The 23,367-nt window shown below is 67.8% G+C and carries 21 protein-coding genes; 13 read left to right on the top strand and 8 right to left on the bottom strand.

From position 1 onward, the window contains the following. Positions 1-676: 676 nt before the first annotated feature. The gene (locus AB0H21_RS16170; protein ID WP_358516875.1) at positions 677-844 is read right to left on the bottom strand and encodes a hypothetical protein; all 168 of its coding nucleotides are present in this window, start codon (positions 842-844) and stop codon (positions 677-679) included. A 677-nt stretch (positions 845-1,521) separates the two neighbouring features. On the opposite strand from AB0H21_RS16170, the gene AB0H21_RS16165 reads away from it, so the two are divergent. Continuing rightward, positions 1,522-2,070, top strand: coding sequence for a YciI family protein (locus tag AB0H21_RS16165; protein ID WP_358516873.1), 549 nt, complete (start codon positions 1,522-1,524; stop codon positions 2,068-2,070). 73 nt (positions 2,071-2,143) lie between these two features. Here AB0H21_RS16165 and AB0H21_RS16160 read toward each other — a convergent pair whose 3' ends face one another. The 3 genes from AB0H21_RS16160 to AB0H21_RS16150 form a co-directional block, all read right to left on the bottom strand. After that, on the bottom strand, positions 2,144-2,353 hold the full coding sequence (locus AB0H21_RS16160; RefSeq protein WP_358516871.1) for a DUF397 domain-containing protein: 210 nt from the start codon (positions 2,351-2,353) through the stop codon (positions 2,144-2,146). A 27-nt stretch (positions 2,354-2,380) separates the two neighbouring features. After that, positions 2,381-2,884 carry a Scr1 family TA system antitoxin-like transcriptional regulator gene (locus tag AB0H21_RS16155; protein ID WP_358516869.1) on the bottom strand — a complete coding sequence of 168 codons (504 nt, stop codon included), beginning with the start codon at positions 2,882-2,884 and terminating at the stop codon, positions 2,381-2,383. A 157-nt stretch (positions 2,885-3,041) separates the two neighbouring features. Further along, positions 3,042-4,670, bottom strand: coding sequence for a helix-turn-helix domain-containing protein (locus tag AB0H21_RS16150; RefSeq protein ID WP_358516867.1), 1,629 nt, complete (start codon positions 4,668-4,670; stop codon positions 3,042-3,044). Positions 4,671-4,893: 223 nt separating this feature from the next. Between AB0H21_RS16150 and AB0H21_RS16145 the strand changes: the two genes are divergently transcribed. Together AB0H21_RS16145 and AB0H21_RS16140 are read left to right on the top strand one after the other, a co-directional pair. Continuing rightward, positions 4,894-6,399, top strand: coding sequence for an aldehyde dehydrogenase family protein (locus AB0H21_RS16145; protein WP_358516865.1), 1,506 nt, complete (start codon positions 4,894-4,896; stop codon positions 6,397-6,399). 34 nt (positions 6,400-6,433) lie between these two features. After that, on the top strand, positions 6,434-8,155 hold the full coding sequence (locus AB0H21_RS16140) for an AMP-binding protein (protein WP_358516864.1): 1,722 nt from the start codon (positions 6,434-6,436) through the stop codon (positions 8,153-8,155). A 40-nt stretch (positions 8,156-8,195) separates the two neighbouring features. On the opposite strand, the gene AB0H21_RS16135 is transcribed toward AB0H21_RS16140, so the two are convergent. Then, complete coding sequence (locus tag AB0H21_RS16135; RefSeq protein ID WP_358516862.1) at positions 8,196-8,795, bottom strand: helix-turn-helix domain-containing protein; 600 nt, start codon at positions 8,793-8,795, stop codon at positions 8,196-8,198. Between the two features lie 328 nt (positions 8,796-9,123). Here AB0H21_RS16135 and AB0H21_RS16130 point away from each other — a divergent pair, with 328 nt between their 5' ends. Beyond that, positions 9,124-10,932, top strand: a complete 1,809-nt coding sequence (locus AB0H21_RS16130; protein ID WP_358516860.1) for a CocE/NonD family hydrolase — start codon at positions 9,124-9,126, stop codon at positions 10,930-10,932. A 220-nt stretch (positions 10,933-11,152) separates the two neighbouring features. Further along, positions 11,153-12,547, top strand: coding sequence for a carotenoid oxygenase family protein (locus tag AB0H21_RS16125; protein WP_358516858.1), 1,395 nt, complete (start codon positions 11,153-11,155; stop codon positions 12,545-12,547). 380 nt (positions 12,548-12,927) lie between these two features. Here the strand turns inward: AB0H21_RS16125 and AB0H21_RS16120 are convergent, their stop codons facing one another. Continuing rightward, positions 12,928-13,260, bottom strand: a complete 333-nt coding sequence (locus AB0H21_RS16120) for a hypothetical protein (RefSeq protein ID WP_358516856.1) — start codon at positions 13,258-13,260, stop codon at positions 12,928-12,930. A gap of 72 nt (positions 13,261-13,332) precedes the next feature. On the opposite strand from AB0H21_RS16120, the gene AB0H21_RS16115 reads away from it, so the two are divergent. The 4 genes from AB0H21_RS16115 (at position 13,333) to AB0H21_RS16100 (ending at position 18,252) form a co-directional block, all read left to right on the top strand. After that, positions 13,333-14,025, top strand: a complete 693-nt coding sequence (locus AB0H21_RS16115; protein WP_358516854.1) for a zinc-binding dehydrogenase — start codon at positions 13,333-13,335, stop codon at positions 14,023-14,025. Between the two features lie 348 nt (positions 14,026-14,373). After that, positions 14,374-15,717, top strand: a complete 1,344-nt coding sequence (gene gdhA, locus AB0H21_RS16110) for an NADP-specific glutamate dehydrogenase (protein ID WP_358516853.1) — start codon at positions 14,374-14,376, stop codon at positions 15,715-15,717. 759 nt (positions 15,718-16,476) lie between these two features. After that, a complete protein-coding gene (locus AB0H21_RS16105; RefSeq protein ID WP_358516851.1) occupies positions 16,477-16,701 on the top strand; it encodes a hypothetical protein in 225 nt (74 codons plus the stop codon). Between the two features lie 633 nt (positions 16,702-17,334). Further along, positions 17,335-18,252, top strand: a complete 918-nt coding sequence (locus AB0H21_RS16100) for a hypothetical protein (protein WP_358516849.1) — start codon at positions 17,335-17,337, stop codon at positions 18,250-18,252. A 202-nt stretch (positions 18,253-18,454) separates the two neighbouring features. Here the strand turns inward: AB0H21_RS16100 and AB0H21_RS16095 are convergent, their stop codons facing one another. Next, complete coding sequence (locus tag AB0H21_RS16095; protein ID WP_358516847.1) at positions 18,455-19,573, bottom strand: alpha/beta hydrolase; 1,119 nt, start codon at positions 19,571-19,573, stop codon at positions 18,455-18,457. 761 nt (positions 19,574-20,334) lie between these two features. On the opposite strand from AB0H21_RS16095, the gene AB0H21_RS16090 reads away from it, so the two are divergent. Next, on the top strand, positions 20,335-20,895 hold the full coding sequence (locus AB0H21_RS16090; protein WP_358516845.1) for a hypothetical protein: 561 nt from the start codon (positions 20,335-20,337) through the stop codon (positions 20,893-20,895). 105 nt (positions 20,896-21,000) lie between these two features. Here the strand turns inward: AB0H21_RS16090 and AB0H21_RS16085 are convergent, their stop codons facing one another. Beyond that, on the bottom strand, positions 21,001-21,657 hold the full coding sequence (locus AB0H21_RS16085; RefSeq protein ID WP_358516844.1) for an NAD(P)H-dependent oxidoreductase: 657 nt from the start codon (positions 21,655-21,657) through the stop codon (positions 21,001-21,003). Positions 21,658-21,785: 128 nt separating this feature from the next. Here AB0H21_RS16085 and AB0H21_RS16080 point away from each other — a divergent pair, with 128 nt between their 5' ends. From AB0H21_RS16080 to AB0H21_RS16070, 3 genes are all read left to right on the top strand, one after another. Beyond that, entirely contained in the window at positions 21,786-22,358 is a 573-nt protein-coding gene (locus AB0H21_RS16080) for a MarR family transcriptional regulator (protein WP_358516842.1), read from the top strand. Between the two features lie 76 nt (positions 22,359-22,434). Next, a complete protein-coding gene (locus tag AB0H21_RS16075) occupies positions 22,435-22,683 on the top strand; it encodes a hypothetical protein (protein WP_358516840.1) in 249 nt (82 codons plus the stop codon). 223 nt (positions 22,684-22,906) lie between these two features. Then, a partial coding sequence (locus tag AB0H21_RS16070) for a MarR family transcriptional regulator (RefSeq protein WP_358516838.1) occupies positions 22,907-23,367 on the top strand: 461 nt, incomplete at its 3' end.

Raw genomic sequence — 23,367 nt, 5'->3', positions numbered from 1 at the left:
CATCCAGCTACCTATGCCAGTTGCGGCAGCAAGGATTGTCATAACAATTCCGAGAATTGTGCGACGTGAAATATGTGTTCGAGGCTTAGGGGGAAGTGAGGGGTTATTGGCGGGCTCGTCATTTTTGGGACTGGGAGAGGAAGTCTGACTCCGTGTGCCGACATCGGGCGCGAGAATGCGTAACGTCCTTACGCGGCGCAGGATGACCACGATTAGAGCGAGCAAGATGAAGGGGCGCACATGAGTGAGACGATTGAGGCTCAGGATTAGTTGCCGAGGTTGCAGCATCACGCATGGCCTCGGCTCTGAACCAGGTCGGATTGCATGGCGGTGTGCGACTCATAGGGTTGTGTACGAGGTGGACCCTCGCTCTGGCAATGCCAGTGTGATCCATGGAAGAGGTTCAGCAAGATCCGGAACAGGTACGGAACGTAGCCATGGGACGTAGGCGTATCCGGAGGCAAAGATGCTGGTCGAAGAGGTGGAGGGGTCGGCAACTGGCACGCCCTGTAAAACCGTCGGCTCAGCCTACGCAGGTTCAAGTCCTGCACCTGCCACACCAGCAGAAACGGCCCTTGACCAGCGCGAACGCGGTCAGGGGCTGTTCTCGTCATGTCCGGCTGTTCATGGCCGTCTACGGCGCTCTACGGGTGTCCGCGTCGTATGCGCGTCGGCGTCAGTTGGCCGGTTGCGGTGGCTTCAGGGCCGCGCTGATGAGCTTCCGCGCGGTGGCGTCCTGGCCCACGATGCACTTGGCGTAGACGCGCAGAAGCACGTTCACGCTGTGCCCCGCCCACTGGGCCACCTGGGGCGCCGGAACGCCGGCGTTGAGCCACGTGGACACGGCCGCGTGCCGTAGGGCGTAGGGCACATCCGCGGTGAGGCGGCTTCCTCGGCCGCGAAAGCTTTCTCTCTGGCCTCGCGGAAGACCTTGAGGTAAGCCCGGTCGGTCATCAGCCCATGCCGGGGGCCGATGAACACGCGTCCGCCGGCACCGGCCGGGCGTGCGGCGTGGGCGCCGGTTCCGGCCGGCGGCGGGAACGCGGGCCGCCCGCCGTACGCAGCGCCCGCCGCCGACCGAGGACCTGCCGCCGCCCAACCGCTCTAGTCACGGCCAAGTGCTCGCGCCAAGCATGTAGAAGCCGCCGCGGGCTACCGGACTCGAACCGGCTCATCCCCTCAAAGGGAGTTAGCAAGCTAATACGAACTTTCCCATTCGCCTTTGCCCGCGACGGCACAGGGAGCCTACGGCGGGTACAGGGCCGCTGTCCAAGGATTTGCCTCCGGCGAGGGGCGCTCCGGCTCCGGGATGATCGCGGTTCCAAACCGGAGGTCCGGGGTGGCTGAGGAGGAAGCCTGATCGTTCTGCCGCCATCGCCCCAGGACAAGCCGGGCAGACCTGGCCCTGGCCCGCTTCCCCTTCGGGTGGGACGACGGCGACGGGACGATCAAGTACGCGGAAGGTATGTCGTGCGGACCAGAATGGAGCTGTCGCCGAGGTCCATGGTAGGTACTCTCGGCATGGAGTTCTTCTGTTATCATCGCGATCGGCCTGACTCCGCGGCGCTGCGCGACGAGCTGGTGGAAGAGCACTGGTCCTACATGGACCGGTACGCGGCGGAGATGATCGCCCGTGGCCCGACCTTCGGCCGCGGCGGTGACACGGCTACCGGCAGCGTGCACATCATCGACCTGCCAGATCTCTCCACTGCGCGTGCGTTCGTCTTCGAAGAGCCCAACTACCAGGCCGGTGTGTACCGGGACGTGGTGTTGCGCCGATGGCGCAACGTGCTTGGGCGCACCATGTGGGATTTCCCTGGCGGCCGAGACGGCGGCAACCGGTATCTGGTGTTGGGCCTCGGCTCCGGGCAGGCTGCCGACCTTGTCCCGTCGCGCGACCGGGACGAACTGATCGCGTATGGGCCGCTGCTGTCCGACGACGAAACTACCTGGCTGGGTACGGCGCTGCTGGTCCGGGCGCCGGACCCGGATGCGGCACGCGCCGTCCTGACTCTGGACCGGTACGCCGACATCGAGGTCCACGACTGGGAGTTCGGTGGGCGGCGGTAATGAGCGCCTGACCGTCGCCGAGGTGGCAGAACTCGCGCCAAAGATCACGACAAATCACGCGGTGGATCCAGGCTCAGGCGATGTCGAACTCGCCCTGTTTGACCCCCCCGATGAAGGCTTGCCATTCATTGGGGGAGAACATCGTCACCCCGGCCTCGGGGCGTTTGGAATTGCGGACTGCCACGGTGTCGTCGTTGAGGAACGCGACTTCGACACAGTTGTTCTCACTGCCACTCAGACTGCTCTTGCGCCAAACGGCACGCGAGATGTCAGGTTCGGTCATGCTGCCCTCCGGCTCTCGTAACGTCATCTATAGACCCTCGATCACACGCTCGATCAACGAGATGGAGTCGGCTATGGGAAGTGCCGAGGCGCGAAGATGGTCGAACGCTTGGTCGAATCGTCGCGTATCTACCTCTTGCTCAAGGTATAGGCCACTTGTGAGACTTTCCACCAAGACGACATCCGGCTGCGTCCGGGTCACCGACCACGGTCCCGGCCGGCGCCCCGTCGGCTGGACCTTGCCGACGATGCCGTACACGGCCGGGGGCTTGCGATCGTGGTCGTGCTGGCCGACGACTACGGCGTCACACTGACTCCTGACGGAACCGGCAATACGGTATGGGCCCGCTGGCGCTTTCCTCCGAGAACGCCACACCGGACGCCGTCGTCGCCCTACCCTCACCGCCCCGAGCAGAGAATGCGCCCAGGCACACGAGGGGCGAAAACCACGACCTTCACGGCCACTCACAGTCGCGCATGTGAACCGAGCGAGCGGGGTGCGCCACCGCGCCGTCGCACCCCCCCTCCGCATGACAGAACCGGAAGCGCGGGGACTTGTAGTGCTGTGGACCGTCATATTGCGGTGTCCATGGACGCATAGCGGACGGGAATCGGGGCCTGGGAGTGGTGTGAGGGGCCGTCGGTTTTGTACGGACGGCCACGGACGGGCTTGGAGAAGCCGGAGTGCCTCAGAATTGGCTGATCCGGTGGGCGCGCATCTTCGCGTAGAGGGTGGTGCGTGAGATGCCAAGTTCCTTGGCGGTTCGTGCCTTGTTGCCGTCGAAGGTGCGCAAGGTGTGGAGGATGATGTGGCGCTCGGCCTGGTCCAGCGGGCGTCGGGAGGGCGGCGTGGCTGGTTCGGACGTGACGCCGGGGGGTAGTTGCTGCACGGAGATCGCGCCCACGCACCGCTGTCCGACGGCGAAGGCCAGGGCCGCCCGCAGTTCGCGGAGGTTCCCTGGCCAGTTGTGACTGGCTAGCGCCTTTTCCGCGGCGGGGGTCAGGAACATACCTGGTGCGATCTCATCGAGCATCTGGCGCGCGAATCCCAGGATTTCGTCGCGGCGGGCGAGCAGAGGCAGCGTCTCCTCGTAGCGAGTCGCGAGCGCGGCCAGGGCCGCCGTGCGATCCGGCAGCAGGTCCCGTGGCCCGGCGACCATGACGATCTGGGGGCCGGTCTTCCCTTCGATCTGCTGGGTGATGACATCCACCAGGACGTCTGAGAGCAGTTCGATCCCATCCAGGATCACGGTGCCGGCGGGCGAGGACATGCGCTGCTGAAACCGGCGGCCCCAGTCTTGGTCTCCGTCGAGGAGTGCCTCAGCGGCGTTGAGGACGGTGACGGGGGAGCCCGTGGCGAGGCTACGGGCCCGGGTGGTACGGCCCGAGCCCGGCGCGCCGGTGACCAGAAGAGTGGTCCTGTCGCGCGCGTGGCCCGGTGCTTCCGAGGCCGGCTGCGAGATCACCCGTCGCTCGTCTCGCGGCTCGACTTTGAGCAGAGCCCCCGGGCGCCGGGTGCCGAGCAACGTGGCGTGCACCCGGACTGGTTGTCCGGACGCCAGTCGCAGTTCGATCGGCGCGCTGGTCGAACGCGGCAGTTCCTCCGTCAGGAGGCGCAGGTGCGTGATGTCGGCGGAGGTGAGAAGATCCTCCGCGGCCCGGTTGGAGACGGTCATGTCGTCGCCGAAGGCGACCAGTGCCGACCTGGTGCGTAGCGCCGCCTCCTGGTAGGCCGCCATGAGCCGCGCGTCCGTCGCATGACTGCGTTCGTGAAGCCGGCGCTCGATGTCCCGGACGGCGTGTTCGACCACGGGGCGCAACAGGGGGTTCGCGTCGCTGGATAGGGAGGAGATGTCCAGCACTCCCTCGACGCGCCGGGTTAGGGGATGACGGATGGGGTACCCGAAGCAGCTGAACTCTTTTAGCCCTTCGGCGAAGTGCTCCGCACCGTTGATGACCACAGGCTGGTGGGTCTCCAGCGCGGTTCCGGGCGCGTTGGTGCCGATATGGGCTTCGAGCAGGCTGGCGCCCAAGTCGACGCCGACGCCGTCGAAGGCGGTGGCCGTTGCCTTCCGGCCGCAGGTGCGGTGCACCAGCCGGCACTCGCGATCGACGAGCAGCGTGGCGTACCCGGTGTCCCGGAGGGTCGCTCCGAGTTCGTGGAGCACGGGCTCGGAGGCTTCCAGCAGGAGGCTCGGGGCCGCCACTCCGTCAGGCGCGAGCGTCTCAAGCGCGTGTGAGGGATCGAGCCCCGCGAGTTCGGAGCGGTACCAGGACGCCTTGATGGCCTGCCTGGGGGAACGAGCCGCGCTACTCATGACGCCCCCTACGCGGAAAAGGGTCTCACGGAGATCACGACGGTGTGACCTTTGCCGCATAGTATTTGGGGCGCTGTGGTGATGACAACCTTCTTGCGGCGCTGTGTCCAGAAGCTGAACGCCGTGCGCAGAACGTCCAGCAACTGAACATCGCGCGGCGAGACCGGTGCTCAGACTCCCTTCATGCGGTGCGTGAGGCGCCGCCCGATCTGGAGGAGTCGCCATGACCGACCTCATCACCCCGCCCGACGTGACCCTCCTGCCGCGAGTGCGGGACTTCATCAGCCGCCCGCGCCGGCTCTTCATCGGGGGGCAGTGGACGGACGCGGTTGGCGGCGAGGAATTCGACACCCTTGACCCCGCGACGGGTGAGGTGCTGACGACAGTCGCCCGGGGGCGCGCTGCCGATGTCGATCGCGCGGTTGCCGCGGCCCGCGGCGCGTTTGAGGGGGAGTGGAGCCGGTGGACGCCCGCGCAGCGTCAGCGGCTGCTGTTCCGGGTCGGGGAGAAGCTTTACGAGCGGGCCGAGGAATTCGCCCAGCTTGAGTCTCTCGACAACGGCAAGCCGGTGGGGGTGGCCCAGGCGGTCGACGTCACCTGGACCGCGGAGCTGTTCCTCTATTACGCCGGCTGGGCGACCAAGATCGAGGGCAGAACCGTGACCCCGTCGGTCCCGTGGGCGCCGGGAGCGAACTTCCATGCCTACACCCTGCGCGAGCCGGTCGGCGTGGTCGGGGCCATCGTGCCGTGGAACTTCCCGCTGGTGATGGCCGGGTTCAAGGTGCCTGTGGCTCTGGCCACGGGCAACACGGTCGTCTTCAAGCCTGCTGAGCAGACCCCGTTGACGGCGCTCCTGCTCGCCGAGGTTCTCGCCGAGGCCGGCCTGCCCGACGGTGTCTTCAACGTCGTCACCGGGTACGGCGATGCGGGCGCGGCGATCGCCGCCCACGATGACGTCGACAAGGTCGCGTTCACCGGATCGACGGAGGTCGGCAAGCTGATCGTTGACGCGGCGAAGGGCAACCTCAAGAAGGTGACCCTCGAGCTTGGTGGCAAGAGCCCGCAGGTCGTCTACGCCGACGCCGATCTGGAGGCCGCCATTCCCGGGACGGCTTCGGGCTTCCTGTTCAACCAGGGTCAGACGTGCACGGCGGGAACCCGGATCCTGGTCGAGGACCGCATCTTCGATGAGTTCACCCAGGGCGTCGCGGAGGTGGCCAGGTCCACCAGGCTCGGTCCCGGCCTCGACCCGGCAACCGAGATGGGCCCGCTGGTCTCAGCCGAGCAGTTCGAACGCGTCACCGGATACATCAGCCAGGGCCTGCGAGACGGCGCGCGGGCGCTCACCGGCGGGCACCGTCACGGCGATCGCGGCTTCTTCGTGGAGCCGACCGTCCTGGTAGACGTCGACTCCTCCTTCAGCGTCTACCGCGAGGAGATCTTCGGCCCGGTGGTGGTCGCTTCACCCTTCAGCGCGAAGGACGGGGTGCGAGCGGCCGCGAACGACACTCCCTACGGCCTGGCTGCCAGCGTATGGACCCGCGACATCTCCAAGGCACACCGCACGGCGGCTGAGATCAAGGCCGGCACCGTCTGGATCAACTGCCACAACGCCTTCGACTGCGCGATCCCTTTCGGCGGCTACAAGCAGTCGGGGTGGGGCCGGGAACTGGGGGCGGCCGCCATCGAGGAGTTCACCCAGGTCAAGGCCGTGAACATCCTCCTGTAGATCCAGTCCGCCGACGACCTTTGAAGGGAGCGCGATGCCCACCAACACCGAGGCCCTCCGAGCGGCCAGGGACAGCCTGCTCGCCCGGGCCGATAACTGGGCCGCAGCCACCAGGGATTTCGCCTGGCCGCAGATCGAGGGCCAGTTCAACTGGGCGTTCGACTGGTTCGACTCGATCGCGGACGGCAATCATTCGCCTGCGCTCGTGGTCGTGCACGAGGATGGCGGCAGCGAGTCCTACAGCTTCGCCGAGCTCCGTGAGCGCTCGCTGGGAGTCACCAGCCATCTGCGTTCTCTCGGGATCGGCCCGGGCGACACGGTGCTGGTGATGCTCGGCAACCAGGTCGAACTCTGGGAGTCGATGCTCGGCGTGATCCGGCTCGGCGCGGTGGTGATGCCGGTCACGACCGCCGTCGGGCCCGCCGACCTGGTCGACCGGATTCAGCGCGGCGAGGTCCGCGCGGTGATCTGCGGCACCGCCGACGCCGCCAAGTTCGCCGGCCTTCCCGGCGACTTCACGCGGATCGTGGTCGGTGAGCCGGTCACGGGCTGGGTCCCGTTCCGGCGCGACCGCCCCGCCGGGGACGCCCCGATCGGGCATCCGGGCACTGCGCCGGAGGACCGGCTGCTGCTCTACTTCACCTCGGGCACTACCAGCCGGCCCAAGATGGTGGCGCACACCCAGGTCTCCTACCCCGTCGGGCACCTCCTCACGATGTACTGGATCGGGCTGCGGCCCGGCGACGTTCATCTCAACGTTTCCTCGCCGGGATGGGCCAAGCATGCCTGGTCGAGTTTCTTCGCGCCCTGGCTGGCCGAGGCCACGATCGTCGTGCTCGACTACGCGCGCTTTGATCCCAAGGTGCTCCTGTCCCGGCTCCATGAGCAGCGGATCACGACATTTTGCGCCCCTCCGACGGTCTGGCGCATGCTCATCACGACCGATCTCCCGGGCGGGCCCGGCCGGCTGCGGGAGCTCGTCGCCGCCGGCGAGCCGCTCAATCCCGAGGTCGTCGCCCGGATCCAGGATGCCTGGGGCCTGACGATCCGGGACGGCTTCGGGCAGACCGAGATGACCGCCGCGGTCGCCAACACGCCCGGCCAGCCGGTGAAGGCAGGATCCATGGGCCGGCCTCTGCCAGGAGTTCCCGTCGTGCTGGTCGACCCGGTGAGCGGCGAAGTGCGAGACGACGAGGGCGAACTCTGCCTCGACCTGCGACACGGCAAGCCGCTGCCGCTCATGACGCGTTACGACGACCCGGCCATGGACGCGGAGGCCAAGCAGGGCGGCTTCTTCCACACCGGGGACCTCGCGAGCCGCGACGCGGACGGCTACATCACCTTCATCGGGCGCACTGACGATGTCTTCAAGTCCTCGGACTACAAGGTCAGCCCGTTCGAGCTCGAGTCGGTCCTCATCGAGCACCCGGCGGTGGCCGAGGCGGCGGTCGTGCCCGCGCCGGACCCCATCCGGCTCACCGTCCCGAAGGCGTACATTGCCCTGGCGCCTGGCCAGGAGCCGTCGGCCGAGCTGGCCGAGAGCATCCTCAAGTTCGCCGCGGACCGTCTTCCCGGCTACCTGCGGGTACGCCGGCTGGAGTTCCTCGACCTTCCGAAGACCATCTCCGGAAAGATCCGCCGCGTCGACCTGCGCCACCGTGATCCGGGAGATCGAGAAGACGGCGGGCGGCCGACCGGCGAGTGGCGATGGGAGGACTTCCCCTTGCTGTCCGAACCGTCGCCGCGCCGATCCTGAGCCGCCGACAGAGCGCACCTTCTACCACGGCGTGACGGAGTTACGGCCGCTGCGTGGCAGCCGGGGCCGGAGCGGGAACAGAGCCGAGCGCGGTGCGCAGCGCCTGCATCCCGTCCAGCATGATGCCGGCCAGCGTGCGGTCGTCGTCGGAGTCGAGCCATTCCTGCAGTGCGACGGAGAACAGGGTGGCGCTGGTCCCGGCGAGCATGGCGGCGGTGACGGCCGGGAGCCCGCGCCTGGTCAGGGCGTCCCGGACGGCGTCGCTGACGGCGTCGCGCTTGCGCAGGTTCCGCTCGCGCAGGCCCTCGTCGGACCGGATGATCTCCTGCCGCCGGCGGATCTCGGCCCGCCTTCCCTCCAGGTGCGTCGCGGCGAAGGCGGTCAGGGCGCCGGTGATCAGCGCCGCCGGGTCGGCGTCGGGCGGCGCCTCGGCGATGAGCACGGCGGCCTGCAGGAACATCTCGTCGCTGCCGAACAGCACCTCGCGCTTGTCCGCGAAGTGCCGGAAGAAGGTGCGGGTGGTCAGGCCGGCCCGCCCGGCTATCTGCGGCACCGTGGTCGCCGCGAACCCCTGCTCGGCGAACAGCTCGAGGGCGGCGCGCTCCAGCCGCTCGCGCGCGTCAGGCTGCCATCTGCTCATGCGGCCATGGTAGGTGACGGCATCGCGTGGCATGAAGTGATGACACATCATGCCGTCATCCTGTAACGTGATGACACACAATGTCGTCACTCGGAGAGCGGAGCTGATGGCCTGACGGCACCGCCGCCGAGGGCCGGCTGCGGGTCGGCGAGGCGACCGCGTTCACCGGCGCGGTACCCGCAGAGGCGGCCCGCCGCCTGCCGGCAGGCGAAGGCCGACCCGGCGCCTACACGCCGGCCGCCCTGTTCGGCCCCGCAGTAGCCGAAGCGTGCGGCGGCGAGTACCGGCTCGCCCAGCAGACACTGGGCCCAACAAAGGTGAGCAAGCAATGACACTGAGCAACATCATCATCGAGCACGACGTCGAAATCGTGCTCCGCGACGGAACTCGGACCTACGCCGACGTGTACCGACCCGACGACGGCGAGCGGCACCCTGTCATCCTTTCCCGAACGATCTACGGCAAGACCGGCCAGCCGCTCATGGGCCTTGGCGTCACCTCCGACTACTACGACGCGGGCCCGCTGGCGTACGCACGTTCCGGCTACGTCTTCGTCATCCAGGACTGTCGCGGCTGTTTCAGCTCCGAGGGCGACTGGGAGTACTTCTACCAGGAGCGGGAGGACGGCTACGACTCGATCGAGTGGGCCGCGAAGCAGGACTGGTCGAACGGCAAGGTCGGCGTCCTCGGGAACTCCGCCCTTGGAATGACGGCATTCCAAGCCGTTGCGTCAGGTGCTCCGTCGCTGGTCACGGCGTGGATCGCCGTCGGTGGGGCGGACGTGGAGAGCTGGACCAAGCGTGGCGGCGTGCCCTCTGAGCTGTACTTCCTTCCGGACTTCGTCGCCGGTGTCATCGCGCCGCACAAGCTGCAACGCCTGGACATCGATGAGGCCGAAAGGACTGAACTGGCCGCGAAGCACGCCAAGTTCATGTCCATGACTCAGCGGGACCTGATGACGCTTCCGCTATTCGCCGACTTCGAGCTCCTGAAGGACCAACGGCTCGACGCCGGTCTGTGGAACGCCTTCACGGCAGAACCAACCGACCCCTACTGGAAGAAGGACGAGGGTACGCCGGGCAAGGATCCCTCTCTCATCAAGGTTCCGGTGAAGGCCTTTACCGGAGTCTTCGATGTGTTCGCCGGGAGCATGATCAGGGCGCTCTCCAACTCGGACCTAGGTCACGAACTCATCATCGGTCCCTGGGGTCACTACGGCGGATATCAGCTGCCGTACGGCGTGCGCCAGCACCAGCACGCGCCGGGAGGCAAGGCATGGCAGGCGGTCGCGCTAGCGTGGTTCGACCGGTGGTTGAAGGGCGTGCCCGAACAGCCGGCCCCCGGATCGTCAAAGGTCTATTACTTCATGTCCGGCGAGAATCAGTGGACCACGACCCCCGCGTGGCCGCCGGCCGGTGCCACCCGCGAGCTGTTCCTCAGCAGCGAGGACTCCACCCAAAGTGGCGCCGCGCTCACATTCGACCGTCCCGCCGGCTCGGGCAGCCGCACCTACACCTACGACCCGTCCGACCCGGTCCAGACCGTCGGAGGCGTGACCATCGAGCTGACCGGCGCCGGGCTGAGCCTCGCGCGATACGACGACTCCATGGCGAACGACGGCGTACACGACCAGCGCCGAATCGAAGGCCGTGACGACATCCTTCTTTACACCTCCCCGGTCTTGGAAGAGGCCGTCCGAGTCGCCGGGTCACCCAAGGCCAACGTGTGGGTCTCCAGCAGCGCCGAGGACACCGACTTCCTGGTCCGGCTGGTCGATGTCGAGCCCGACGGGTTCGCGGCGAACGTTTCCGAGGGAATAGTTCGCTGCCGGTACCGGGACGGCCGTAACGACTCCTGGCTGACGCCGGGCGAGCCAGTCGAGCTCGAGATCGAGATGGACCCGGTAGCGCACACGTTCCTACCCGGGCACCAGATCCGTGTCCACGTGACCAGCAGCAGCTTCCCGAAGTACTCCCGCAACCTCAACACCCGTGCGGTGCCCGAATTCGGCACAGCGGATGACGTCGCCGTCGCACACCAGACGGTGCTCGATGGCGGCGGCACACCCTCACGCATCTCGGTTAACGTCGTACCTGTCAGCGACCCCGAGTCGCCCTACTTCTGGCCCTACGGCTAGACCGGGGTCGCCATCTTGCCGGCATCGCCGGGCAGATGGCCCGGCGACGCCCGAGGCACGCCGCGCCGGTCCTGAATCGTCGGCAGTGCGCACCGCAGCGGTGCTTGCCACTGAACTGCCGGCGTCCAGGATTTGAACACCTGTGCGGCATTACAGATACCACACTGGAACAGAACAGCGTCCCGCGAAATCGCGAGACTAGCAGTACGAAGGAGTTCCCATGACGCTGGACAACGCAGAGGCCACCGAGCCAAGGCGGGACGACAGCCTCTACCTCTCGCGGGACGGCAGCCTCTACCTCTCGGGGAACTACGCGCCGGTCCTCGAGGAAGTCACGGCGTATGATCTCTCAGTCGACGGGAAAATCCCGGCTGAGCTGTCGGGTCGTCTGATACGCGTAGGACCTAATCCGATCGCCCCTGTCGACGATCCCGTGAACCACAACTGGCTCACCGGAGCGGGGATGCTGCACGGCGTCCGCCTGCGGGACGGCAAGGCCGAATGGTACCGCAATCGCTTTGTCCGGGGCACGGACGTGCAGATGGCGCTGGGCGAGCCGGCGCCGCCCGGGCCGACGCGGGGGTACGACGCCGCCAACAACACGCACGTGCTGAAAATCGGCAAGGGCACCTACGCGCTCACCGAGGCCGGCTGCCTTCCGATGCTTTTGTCGTATGACCTCATGACGGAGGCACGGTCCGATTTCGGCGGGACGATGGGCGACGCGTTCACCGCGCACCCGCGCGTTGATCCCTTGACCGGGGAGACACACGCCATCACCTACACGCCCTCGCAGGAAAAGGTTCAATACCAGGTCGTCACGACCGAGGGCCGGGTGCGCCGCATCGTTGACGTTCCGCTGCCGGGGCACGTAATGGTGCACGACATGTGCCTGACCCAGAAATACGCGGTCATCCTCGATATGCCAGTGACGTTCTCGCAGCTGGCCGCGATGAGCGGCGACCCGCTGCCGCTCCGGTGGACTCCCGACCACGGCTGCCGCGTCGGCTTGCTACCGCGGGAGGGCACCGCGGAAGACGTCGTCTGGTGCGAGCTGCCCGGCACGCCTTTCGTGTTCCACACCGGCAACGCCTACGACGCCGCGGACGGCACCGTCGTCATGGATGTGGTGCGCTACGAATCGATGTACTACACCAACAGCCTCTCGGCGTTCGAGGATGAGGCCCGCCTCTACCGGTGGACGGCCGATCCGGCCACCGGCAAGGTAACCGAACAGCTGCTTGACGACCACGCGCAGGAATTCCCCCGGTACGACGACCGCGTGACCGGACAGGACTACCGGTACTCATACACGGTCACCTCCGACGACGTGCCGAAGGGCTTCACCGGGCTGCTCAAGTACGACGTCAAGCGCGGAACGAGCGAGCGCGTCGACTACGGACACGGCATGCTGACAATGGAGACCGTCTTCGTCCCTTCTGCCGGAAGTTCCGCGGAAGACGACGGCTGGCTCATGGCCTACGTCCACGACGCCACCACCGAACGCTGCGACGTGGTCATCCGGCACGCCCAGGACCTCGCCAACCCGGTCGCGACGATACATCTCCCCACCCGCGTGCCATTCGGCTTCCACGGCAGTTGGATCGCTGACTGATCTCCTCACCTGGGAGATCATCTGGCACCCGCTCGCCAGATCCGAGCCCGCTGCACAGACCTCGGATCTGGCGAGCACGCCCGCAAGACCACCAGAACTCCCCGACCCACGCCGCCACGGGCCGTGAAACCACGCCCGTATTGGTCGATGATTCTCGCCGGCAGAGGTCGCGGACACGACGGCGCAGACCTCCTCGCCGCGCTCGGCGTCAGGGATGCCGATGACGGCGGACAGGTCTGCGTGACCGATGCCGGCGGTAAGCCAGGCAGCCCACGGCCATTACCGCCGGCGCCCGGTCGCCAGGATGGACGCGGCGCGGGCCGCACTGTTCGCCGCCTAGGAGCGCCCCCGGCTTCGGCTAGAGGTGCGGAGCTCGCCGCTCATGATCCGGTCGCAGGCCGCCTGGCCTGTTCAAGGAGGTGCGCCAGCAGACGGGCCTCGACGTCGTCTCGTGTCCGGCCCGGCCACGGGAAGATGCCGCGTCCGCTCTTCGCGCCGAATTCGCCCTGCTCGCACAGTTCACGGACGAGGCCCGGGGCCTGCTGCTCGGTGTTCGTCGATCCGCGCCGGGACGCCTGCCAGCACCTTCTCATCGGGATCCCACACCCGGACCGCCGATCCGGCGAGCAGGAAAACCTGGGCGATGCCGTGTCCAGCCCCGCGCCAATGATCGCGACCTGAGGCGGCGGGCCCGGCAGCGATTCGGTCGTCATGGGACGCGCCTTGGCGTTGCCACTCGATGCCTCCAGGGTGACGTCATTGGATGTCATCACTCTAGCACGCCGATGACATCCGATGTCATCACTGCTTGCATCTCGTCGAGCGCTTGTCGCGCGATCTGGCCGAAGTCGTCGCCAATGCTCGTCGTGCGCAAGCCCGCGGGCCTGTCTTTCGAGGATGCCGCCGCGCTCCCGACGGTCGGGATCACCGCCCAGCAGGCCCTGATCACGAAGGGGAAGCTGAAGCCGGGCCAGGCCGTGTTCGTTCACAGCTGCCTCGGCGGGGTCGGCCGCTGCGCCGTCCAGATCGCCCTGGACCATGGCGCCACGGTCGCCGGCAGCTGCCGCGATACCTCCAAGTCCGAAGCACGCGAGCTCGGCATCGACCCGATCGTCGAATTCGACTTCGACCCCGCACCGCTCGCGGGGCGGTTCGACCTCGTCGTCGCCGCCGCCGACACCCTCCCGGTCAAATCCGCGCGGACGATGCTCAAGCCGGGCGGCCGCATCATCGGCATCCACCCCACCCCTGCGAACTTCGCAAGAACCGCCTTGCCCGGGCCGTTCCAGGTCCTGATCGCCCGCCCGATCACCGCAGACCTCGAAGAGGTCGCGCGAGCGGCCGGCCGGGGAACGCTGCGGCTGCCGATCGCCCGCAGCGTTCCGCTCTCGCAAGCCATCCCAGCGCTTACCGAACTTGAACAAAACGGGACGGCCAAGCGCGGCAAACTGATCATCACGCCCGACGAGGACCGGTAGCAATGACTTCTGCACTTGGCCGTGACTAGAGCGGTTGGGCGGCGGCGCGTCCTCGGTCGGCGGGTGAGGTTTGGAGCGGCGGGCGCTGCGTACGGCGGGCGGCCCGCGTTCCCGCCGCCGGCCGGGACCGGCGCCCACGCCGCACGCCCGGCAGGGCGTGCGAGCCGGCCGTGTCAGTCCAGCTCAAAGCCCAGATTCGCATCTCTAGCCCGCTGAATTACGCGGAACGCGGGCCAGCGCCGCGGAAGGCCTCCAGCACCGCGCCGAAGAAATTGGGAGGGCACATCCTGTTCACAACGGGGCGACCCGTAAAGTGAGGAGGCTTGTATCAGTGACCTTGGAGCTTATGTGTTGCATGAGAAACTGTCGTCGATCTACGACAATGTCCTCCGCCGGAACCCTGGGGAAATCGAGTTCCACCAGGCGGTGCGTGAGGTGCTGGTGAGCATCGGCCCTGTTCTAGGCAAGCATCCCGAGTACGCCGAGTCGAAGATCATTGAGCGTATCTGCGAGCCCGAGCGGCAGATCATCTTTCGGGTGCCGTGGATCGACGACCGAGGCGAGGTGCAGATCAACCGCGGCTTCCGGGTGGAGTTCAACAGCGCGCTGGGGCCGTACAAGGGCGGGCTGCGCTTTCACCCGTCGGTCTACCTCGGGATCGTCAAGTTCCTGGGCTTCGAGCAGATTTTCAAGAACGGCCTGACGGGCCTGCCGATCGGCGGCGGCAAGGGCGGATCGGACTTCGACCCGAAGGGCCGCTCTGACCGCGAGGTGATGAGCTTCAGCCAGAGCTTCATGACCGAGCTGTACCGGCACATCGGCGAGTACACCGACGTGCCGGCCGGCGACATCGGCGTCGGCGGGCGGGAGGTCGGCTACCTGTTCGGCCAGTACAAGCGCATCACGAACCGCTACGAGTCCGGGGTGATCACCGGCAAGGGACTCGTGTACGGCGGCGCCCAGGTGCGCACCGAGGCCACCGGTTACGGGTGCACGTTCTTCGTCGAGGAGATGCTGAAGGCGCGGGACACGTCGTTCGACGGCAAGCGGGTCGTGGTGTCCGGCTCCGGCAACGTGGCGATCTACACCATCGAGAAGGTCAAGCAGCTCGGCGGCGTGGTCGTGGCCTGCTCCGACTCCTCCGGCTACGTGCTCGACGAGAAGGGCATCGACCTGGATCTGCTCAAGCAGGTCAAGCAGGTCGAGCGCGGCAGGCTGCAGGCGTACGCGGAACGTCGCGGCGAGCACGTCACCTTCGTGCCGGGTCGCAACGTGTGGGAGGTGCCCTGCGAGGTGGCGATGCCGTCCGCCACGCAGAACGAGATCACCGGCCGTGACGCCGCCTTCTTGGTGGACAACGGCTGCATCGCGGTCGGCGAAGGGGCCAACATGCCGACCACGCCGGAGGGCATCAAGGTGTTCCTGGAGGCCGGCGTCGCGTTCGGACCGGGCAAGGCGGCCAACGCGGGCGGCGTGGCGACCAGCGCGCTGGAGATGCAGCAGAACGCCAGCCGTGATTCGTGGACGTTCGAGTTCTCCGAGCAACGGCTGCGGGAGATCATGCAGGACATCCACGCCCGTTGCCTGCAAACCGCCGACGAGTACGGCATGCCGGGCGACTACGTGGCCGGCGCGAACATCGGCGGCTTCCGGCGGGTCGCCGATGCGATGCTGGCCCTGGGTTTGATCTGAGTCGGGCATCAAGGCGACCGGCCGTCGCGGGGCTTCCCGCCTTCTCGGCGGTCACCGCCAGGTAGGCCGATGCCCGTTGTAGTGATCGGCGTACCCGGCCGGCACCGAGCGCAGGTGCCGTTCGCTGTAGATCAGCATGCGGTCGGTGCATTCGGCCCGCACGGTACACGCTCACCGCTCGGCGTGGGAGTGCGGGGACTTGCTGCTGGGCCGCCGGGGGTTCACCTCGATGCTGCGCACGCAGGAGATCGGCGGCCCACCTGGCCTCTACGTGCTGCAGGGTGGCCGGAGATCTTCCCGGCCACCCCTTCGTCGCCCGCTGAGCCGGGATGACTGCTGAAACAGCGATTTCATGGAGCGAATCGGTGGGCAGGGCGCCGTTCGCGCCATTTGAGCTGATGGAGATTCCGGCGTCGGTGTCCGAACTTTATTGCCTGTCATTTTTCGTCCCCATGGCGTCACATTGATATCGGTGGGGAAGCGCCGTCCCGGCTTGCGTCGACGGGACGAATTGGACGCGCGCGGGCTCGCAGTGGCTGGTTCGGTGCAACGCCTCGTTTTTCCAGTGGGTGGGGATGATCGTATTTATGGGGGTATGTGCCTGAAGTAATGTTTTGCGTCTGGGTGGGAGATTTCGTCTGGTGGTGCGATTAGTCTGGGTGATGTTCGGCGCCGCATCGGCGTATCCCGAGACTCGGAACCGGCGTTCGTCATCCCCGTCAATCCGGGTCCGGTCCTCACCTCAGGGAGTGATCTCTGATGCTCAAGCGTTTGCTCTTCGCCATCGCGCTGGCGGCGTCCACGCTCGTGGTCGCCGGAACCGTCACAGGCGCCGCGCAGGCCTCGGGTCCGAGCGCCTGTGCTTCGGCCCGGCACGCCCAGCCCAACCCCAACCTGTGCAAGTGGAGAGACGACGGTTGCTATTACTGCTACGACTACAGAACCGCAAGGTGGGATAAGCAGTATTGCGAGGGCGAGTCCTGAGCGGCCGCATCGGCGACTAGCCCCGACGGGCAACGGCAGCCCGCGACGCACCGCGTCGCGGGCTGCCCCGCGCATGGAGGAGCGCATCGGATTGAGGATTGTTGAGGAGTATTGAGGGGTACGGAAAGCCGGCCTTTGAAGATCGGGAATTCGCTTTCAGTGATGTCCTGCCGAAGAATTGGCCTGGTTGCTACTCGCGGCCGAGGAGCCACTTGAGTCGAATACCTGCAACCTTGCCGAGAATCGGGTTCAGGAGGGCGTGCGGCGGCAACCGGTGCCGCTGGTTCTCCTGCCCGTCATCGTCTGGCTTGTCGTGACGATGCTGCGCCGTCGCGGGTAGCGCTGCCGGGGTCTCTGGCCGACTCTGACGGGAGCAAAAGTTTTCCCAGTTCAAAGGCCGGGACGATGGGCGTGCCTCGTCGGTCGCGGCAGGCCTCGCGCTCATGGCGGGGGCCCAGCGGAGTCTCAGGTTCGCCGCCCAATCGTTGTCGCTTCGCCATCACGCATGGGTCTGTGACAGGCGGGACCAGTGGGAAGATTGTGTTTTCGGGGGAGATGTGGAGTTTCCCGACAGCTCGCTGTCGGAACTGCTAAGAAGTTGTGCGGCCAGAAATCTGAGCAGAGAGGTTCGGCATGGACCGCGACGGCCACCCGAGTTCCCGCGACGAAGATCCTCTCAAGCAGGTCGATCCCTCAGGCATCCAGCGGAACAGCGAATCGGAGCGCCCGGTCGGCGACGTGCTGTCCGACGGGTGGACGCCCGGACACGAACCCGATCACGCCCAGAGCGACGACTCGCCGGAGCCCGCCCCCCGGGACCGCGAGCGTGCCGAGGACCACCACGAAGAGGCCGAGGACTCGGAAATCCCCGAAGTCTACGAGTATCTCTACCGCCCTGAGGGGCGTGAGGCGTCGCACGACGACGAGCGGGCCGGGGGCGACGCGCCGCCGACGGACGGTGAGAACTGGGACCCCGATCGGGAAGGGGACCGGGGTTACATCGACCTGGGGTGGACCTCCGAGAGTGACGCGGAGGAGGAGAAGGGCGGCCGGAACAAGCGGCTCGTCCTCGCCATGGTCGCGGTCGTCGTGCTCGCGGTCGCGGGCGGCTGGATCGTGTCGTCCTCGGTGGGGTCCAAGCAGGAGGCGGCGTGCTCTCCCTCCAGTGACTGTGCCCCGGCAGGGCGGCAGGACCCGGCGCTGACTGAGGGCCCGACGGCGGCCCCCAGCGGCGGCGACCCGGCCACCGAGCCCAGCGCGAGGCCTGACGAGACGACGGCGCCGCCCACCGGGACGCCCGCACCCGCGCCGACGGTGTCCGAGGCACGGAAGACCCACCAGCCCACGTCCCGGCCGACACCGACGCGTACCCGCGCCCAGTCGCCCGAGCCGGCGCCGAGACCCAGCGGCCGCCCCGAGCGGCACCAGAACCCGCAGCCCGAGGACGACCCGAAGCCGTCCCCGACACCGCCGCCGACCACAGAGGCGCCTCCGCCGGCTCCGAGCCCGACGCAGACCCGGAACGGCGGCCTGCTCGACTGGCTGCTCTGAGCCGACTGTTCTGGCTCGGTGTCCCCGGCCGGCGTCGACTGCTCGCAGGAGACCGGGGTGGACGTGCTGTGGCGGAATTTCTCCAGCCGGTGGCTTGGAGAGCGATGGTCTGCCCGCAGTGGAGGATCCCGGTGCGGGGTTTCGCGGAAAGGCCCGTCGCGGTCGGCGTCGGGCCTTTCGCGTGTGGATTTCGACGACGGGTCTACGGGGCGCAGCCCGCGAGGTCGGGTGAGGAGGGGGTTCCGGTCGAGGGGCCGAAGAAGAGGTTCGCGCAGTTGATCAGGAAGGCGGGGTTCTCTTCAGGGATCCAGTGGCCGGCGTCCGGGGCCACGACCTGGCGGACGTCGTTGGCGACCTGGCGGAAGGACGCGGCCACCACGGGGCCGAAAACGTACTGCGAGCCCATCGCCAGGACCGGCATGGTCAGCTTCTTGGAGGCGTTGGCCTGGTTATTGGCGGCGTTCGCGGCGAACGCGCGGTAGTACTCGTACGCGGCGCTGCGGGTGGCCGGCCGGGAGTAGGCGCGGAAGTACTCCGCCTGGTCGATCGCGTCGGGGTGCTGGGCTCCGTTGAAGAGGCTGCCCAGGTAGGTCTGGACGTCGTCCTGGGTGCTGATGATGCGCTCGGCGAGGGGCTTCGGCGCGGCGTTGAAGAGGAAGTGCCAGCTCAGCCTGTAGGCGTCCTCCAGGCCGTAGCCGTTGAGCGGGAGCTCCAGGACGGCGAGCCGGCTCACCTCGGAGGGGTAGTCGCGGGCGTAGGGGTAGGCGACCAGGGCGCCGTCGTCATGGGCGAGGATCTTCACCTTCTGGTTCTGGAAGCCGAGGCGCTGGACGCCCTGGCGGATGCGGCGCGCGGTGGTCGCCGCGTCGAAGCCGCCGGGCGGCACGGTGGAGTCGCCCAGCCCCGGTAGGTCGAACGCGATCACCGTGTGCGTGCGGGCGAGGGCGGGCATGACCTTGTGCCACTCCCACCAGGTCTGCGGCCAGCCGTGCAGCAGCACGAGCAGCGGCCCGGACCCACCGCGCACGTAGTGCAGGATGCCGCCGTCGACCGGGACGAAGCCGTGGCGGAAGGTGGCGCCGGCGAGCCACTTCGCCTGCGCCGATGACTGTGCCGACGTTTGTGCCGACGTCTGTGCCGATAACGGGGCGCCGGGTCCTGGCTTGCTCGCAGTGCCCGCTCCGGCGCCGGCGGCCGTGCCGAACGACAGGACGACGATGGCGACGGCGGCGGTGAGGACCTTCCATGCCCACTTCGCGGTGCGCGGCATCGGTCCTCGTTTTCCTGTGGTGACGAAATCGGGCCCTCGGTCGAGCTGCATGTCGACTCCCTTCAGATATCGGGAATGACGAAACGATCCGGCTCCTCGCATGCGGGACCCCCGTTTTCCGCATGGCCGACACCTGCCGCCCGGACTTTGGGCCCGCACGGCGCGGGACGGTATTCAGGGATGGCTCGATACGGCCGTCCAGAAAGACCGTTCCAAAATGTCGAGTGCCTGGTGGGGCTAACGATAACGAGGGGGTTATCACGTTGCCGTTGACCGCTGGGGTGGCGGGTTTGGTCGTTGGGGTGGGCGTGGTGGGGGCGCCCACGGATCCTGGGGTGGCGGTATTCGTCTGGATGTGCCCCAGGGGGACGCGGGCGACTGCGGGTGGGAGATGCGCCATGATGTCCGGCTACGCCGGGCGGCGGTGGTCCGGGCGCGGCTCGGGGAGCAGGAGGGCGCCGCTTCGGCGGTCGCCCCAGATCGAGAGCGGGTCCACGTACGGCCGGAGCAGGGCGGTGAGTTCCGCGTCGCCGCGCTCGTTGAGTTCGTCGGACGCTGGGCGACGGCCCGGACGATCGACGGAATCAGCGGGTCGAGCGCGGGAATCGTCGTGGGATCGCCGAGAACGTGCGTCCGGAAGGAACGCAGGCGAGGTCCGGCCTCGCGCAGCGGGCCCGAGGATCTTCGGATCGTCCACCGGCTATCCGGCCGTGATCTCGCCGCGCGCGGACGGGACGTTTGGAGTGTGAGATGTAACTGCCGCAGCGGCCGGGGTTTGGTTAGGGTTGATCCACTTGCGAGGGAGGACGGGGATGTCGCGGATCGAGCCCTTTGTGATGTCGGAGGACACCGCCCCGGTCACGGTTCGGCGCGGCAGGAGCCGCACCAAGCTGATCGTGCTGCTCACGACCCTGGTCGTGGTGATCGCGGTGGCCTCGGCGTACGCCATCTCGTCCCGGCCCGCCTTCCTTGACGCCGACACCACCCCTGTAGCCGCAGAGAAGGCCCTCGCCACGGTCGACGGGGTGGAGGTGCGCTACCTGCCGGAGTACATCGTCGGCCAGGGGAAGGCCGTGGCGGCGAAGGCCGGAGACCTGAAGGGCAAGGCGCTTCGCTGGCAGGACAAGGAGGGCAGCCGGACGGTGACGGTGTCCGTCTTCCACCCGCGCAAGGTGAACAACTCCCAGGACATCCTCGCGCTGAACATCATGAAGTCCCCCGTGGAGCCACGGAAGGACGGCGATCCGGTCGTCTCCCAGGACGGCACGGACATGCTGTGGCTGGCCAAGAAGGGGGTGCTCGTCCGGGTGACCGTCTCCGAGCTCGCGGCCGACGACCTGGAGCCCATCGCCAAGGGCGTCCAGGCCAAGTAAGGCCAAATAGGCGCATAAGGCGAATGGGGCGAAACAGGCGTTCGTGAGCCTTGCGGGCGGCCGGCCGGGCGGTCAGGGCCTCGGCCGTTCTCCCGATCCCGGACGTCAGACGGCGTTGAGAGCGCGTTCGGCGATGACACGGCCGTTCTTGTCGGCCGACTCGTGCCCGGTGCGCAGCGACTCCGCGGCGAGGGGCCGGAGCGGCGCCATGGACTCGTACACCTCGGCCAGGGTCAGCTCGACCTCGCTGACGTGCAGCTCCATGCCCATGACGTCGCCGAACATCCGCCGGTACCACGGCGTGGCGTGGTCCCAGCCGAAGCGGGGCGTCCCCTCGCCGTAGCCGCCGCCGCGCGTGATCACCAGCGCGGCGTGGCGTCCGGCCGCGAGCGGTTCGGTTCCCGGGGCGAAGCGGGGGTCGGTGAGCAGCAGGTCCATCCAGGTCTTCACGTGCTGGGAGACGCCGTAGTTGTACAGGGGGACGGCCAGCAGGTAGGCGTCGGCCGCGGCCACCTCGTCGGCGATCTCGGCCGCGAGCGCGACCGCGCGGCGCTGGGCGTCGGTGCGCTGTTCCTCGGGGACCGCGCCCGCTGAGACCGCGAGTGCCCAGGCGTCGGCCGGGACCGGGGTCTGGAAGAGGTCCCGGTGGATCACCTGGCCGTCGGGCTGGGCGCTCTGCCAAGCCGCCTGGGCGGTGTCGGCCACCTTCCGGCTGACGGACATGCCTTCGCGGATGCTGGCGTCAAGACGAAACAAGATCATCGCATTGCCTCTCTCGGTTTGCTCTGCGCAGCAGATGTTATTCAACGCAGAACGTATGTCAAGCAGACGAGTTGTGGGTAAGAATAGTTGGGTAGCCGATCAAGAGGTCGGGCGGGTACCGTGTACGAGTGGGCCCCTCGCCGAAATCGCCGTCCGTGCCGGAGCAGAGCGCCGCTTCGGCATCTCCGCGTCCCTCGGCCGACGCGCTGAAAGGCGATCTCGGCTGGGCGCTGGGCGTGCTGCTGCGTACGTACCGACGCGCCGCCGGGGAGGTCTTCAACGGCATTCCCGGAGGTCCCCGGGGTTACCAGGTGCTCGCGTCGGCCGTCCAGGAGCTCGCGGGCAATCAGGGCGTGATGGCCACCCAGCTCGGCATCGACCGCACGGTGCTCACCTACCTGCTGGACGACCTGGAGGCCGCCGGTCTGGTCCAGCGCCGGCCCGATCCGCTTGACCGGCGCAGCCGCCGCGTGGTCGCCACCGACCGCGGCCGGGCCCTCTGGGAGGAACGAAGCGCCGAGCTGTGCCGGGTCGAGGACCACGTCCTCTCTGGCCTCGGGGTCGACGTCGGCGCGTTCCGTGACCTGCTGCAACGGGCCGCCGCGCACGCCGACCAACTGGACCCGACGCTCAACGCGTGCCAGGTCGTCGAGGAGATCGACGCGCAGGACGCCGCCGAGCTGCGCCGCGTCGGTTCGTAACGCGCGTCCGAGGCCAGATCAGGACAGTTCAGGTGGTGTGGCGACAAGCTCCGGCGTCGCCGCGCACACTGGCCGCATGGTCACCCGAGCGCAGTACGAGCGCCTGGCCCGGCATCTGGAAAGGGTCGGAGACGATCGGATCGGGATGACCTTCGCGGAGGCCGCCGTGATCATCGGCAACGACCTGCCACCCAGCGCGTTCACCCGGCGCGCCTGGTGGAGCAGCGATCCTGGCCACACGCAGGCGGTTTGGCTGGACGCCGGGTACGCCGCCCGGCCCGACTTCGGCGAGCGCCGGGTGACCTTCATCCGCACCCGGACGTGACGAGCGCCGGTCGCTCGATCCGGTGCGGTAGGGACGCGGTCGTGGTGCGCGGCGTCCGTTCAGGTCGCGTCGAGCGTCCATGCGACCCGCTCGACGCCCGTGTCACGTGGGTTTCCCGCCGCCGACCCCTAGAGGACGGATCGGACAGGAATAGACATACCCCTCTGAAGGTTGCCTAGGGCAATGATATATATTTGCCTAAGGCAACTAGATGGAGGCGGTCATGGCGTCAGAAGAGGGCTGCGGCGAACTGCTCGCCCGCCTGAGCGACATGGGCGCGGTGATCAAGGCGATCAAGCGTGACCTGCCGTTCACCGGCCCCCACGCCGGACTCGCGCTGCTCGCGACGCTGCATCGATGCGGCGAACAGCGCATCGGCGACCTCGCCGGCCTGTTCGAGGTCGACCTGTCAGTGATGAGCAGGCATGTCGCGGACCTCAGGGACCGCGGCTGGATCGAACGCGTCCCGAACCCCCACGACGGGCGCTCCTGGTACGTGCGGCTCACGCCGGACGGCACGCGCGTGGCCAAGGACAACCTCGCCCGCGTCCGCCGCCTGCTCGCCGCGACCCTGGAGGACTGGACCGACGACGAGGTCGCCGAGCTCTCCGTCCTGATCGGCCGTCTTCGCTCAAGCTTCGACGCGCACCGGGCGCGTGCCACGCGGCTCCCCCGCACGGCCCA

This window comes from Sphaerisporangium sp. NPDC051011, from assembly GCF_040653595.1.
Classification (GTDB): Bacteria; Actinomycetota; Actinomycetes; order Streptosporangiales; family Streptosporangiaceae; genus Sphaerisporangium.
Note: the sequence above shows the minus strand (reverse complement) of the source record. Positions and strands in the feature narration are given on the sequence as shown.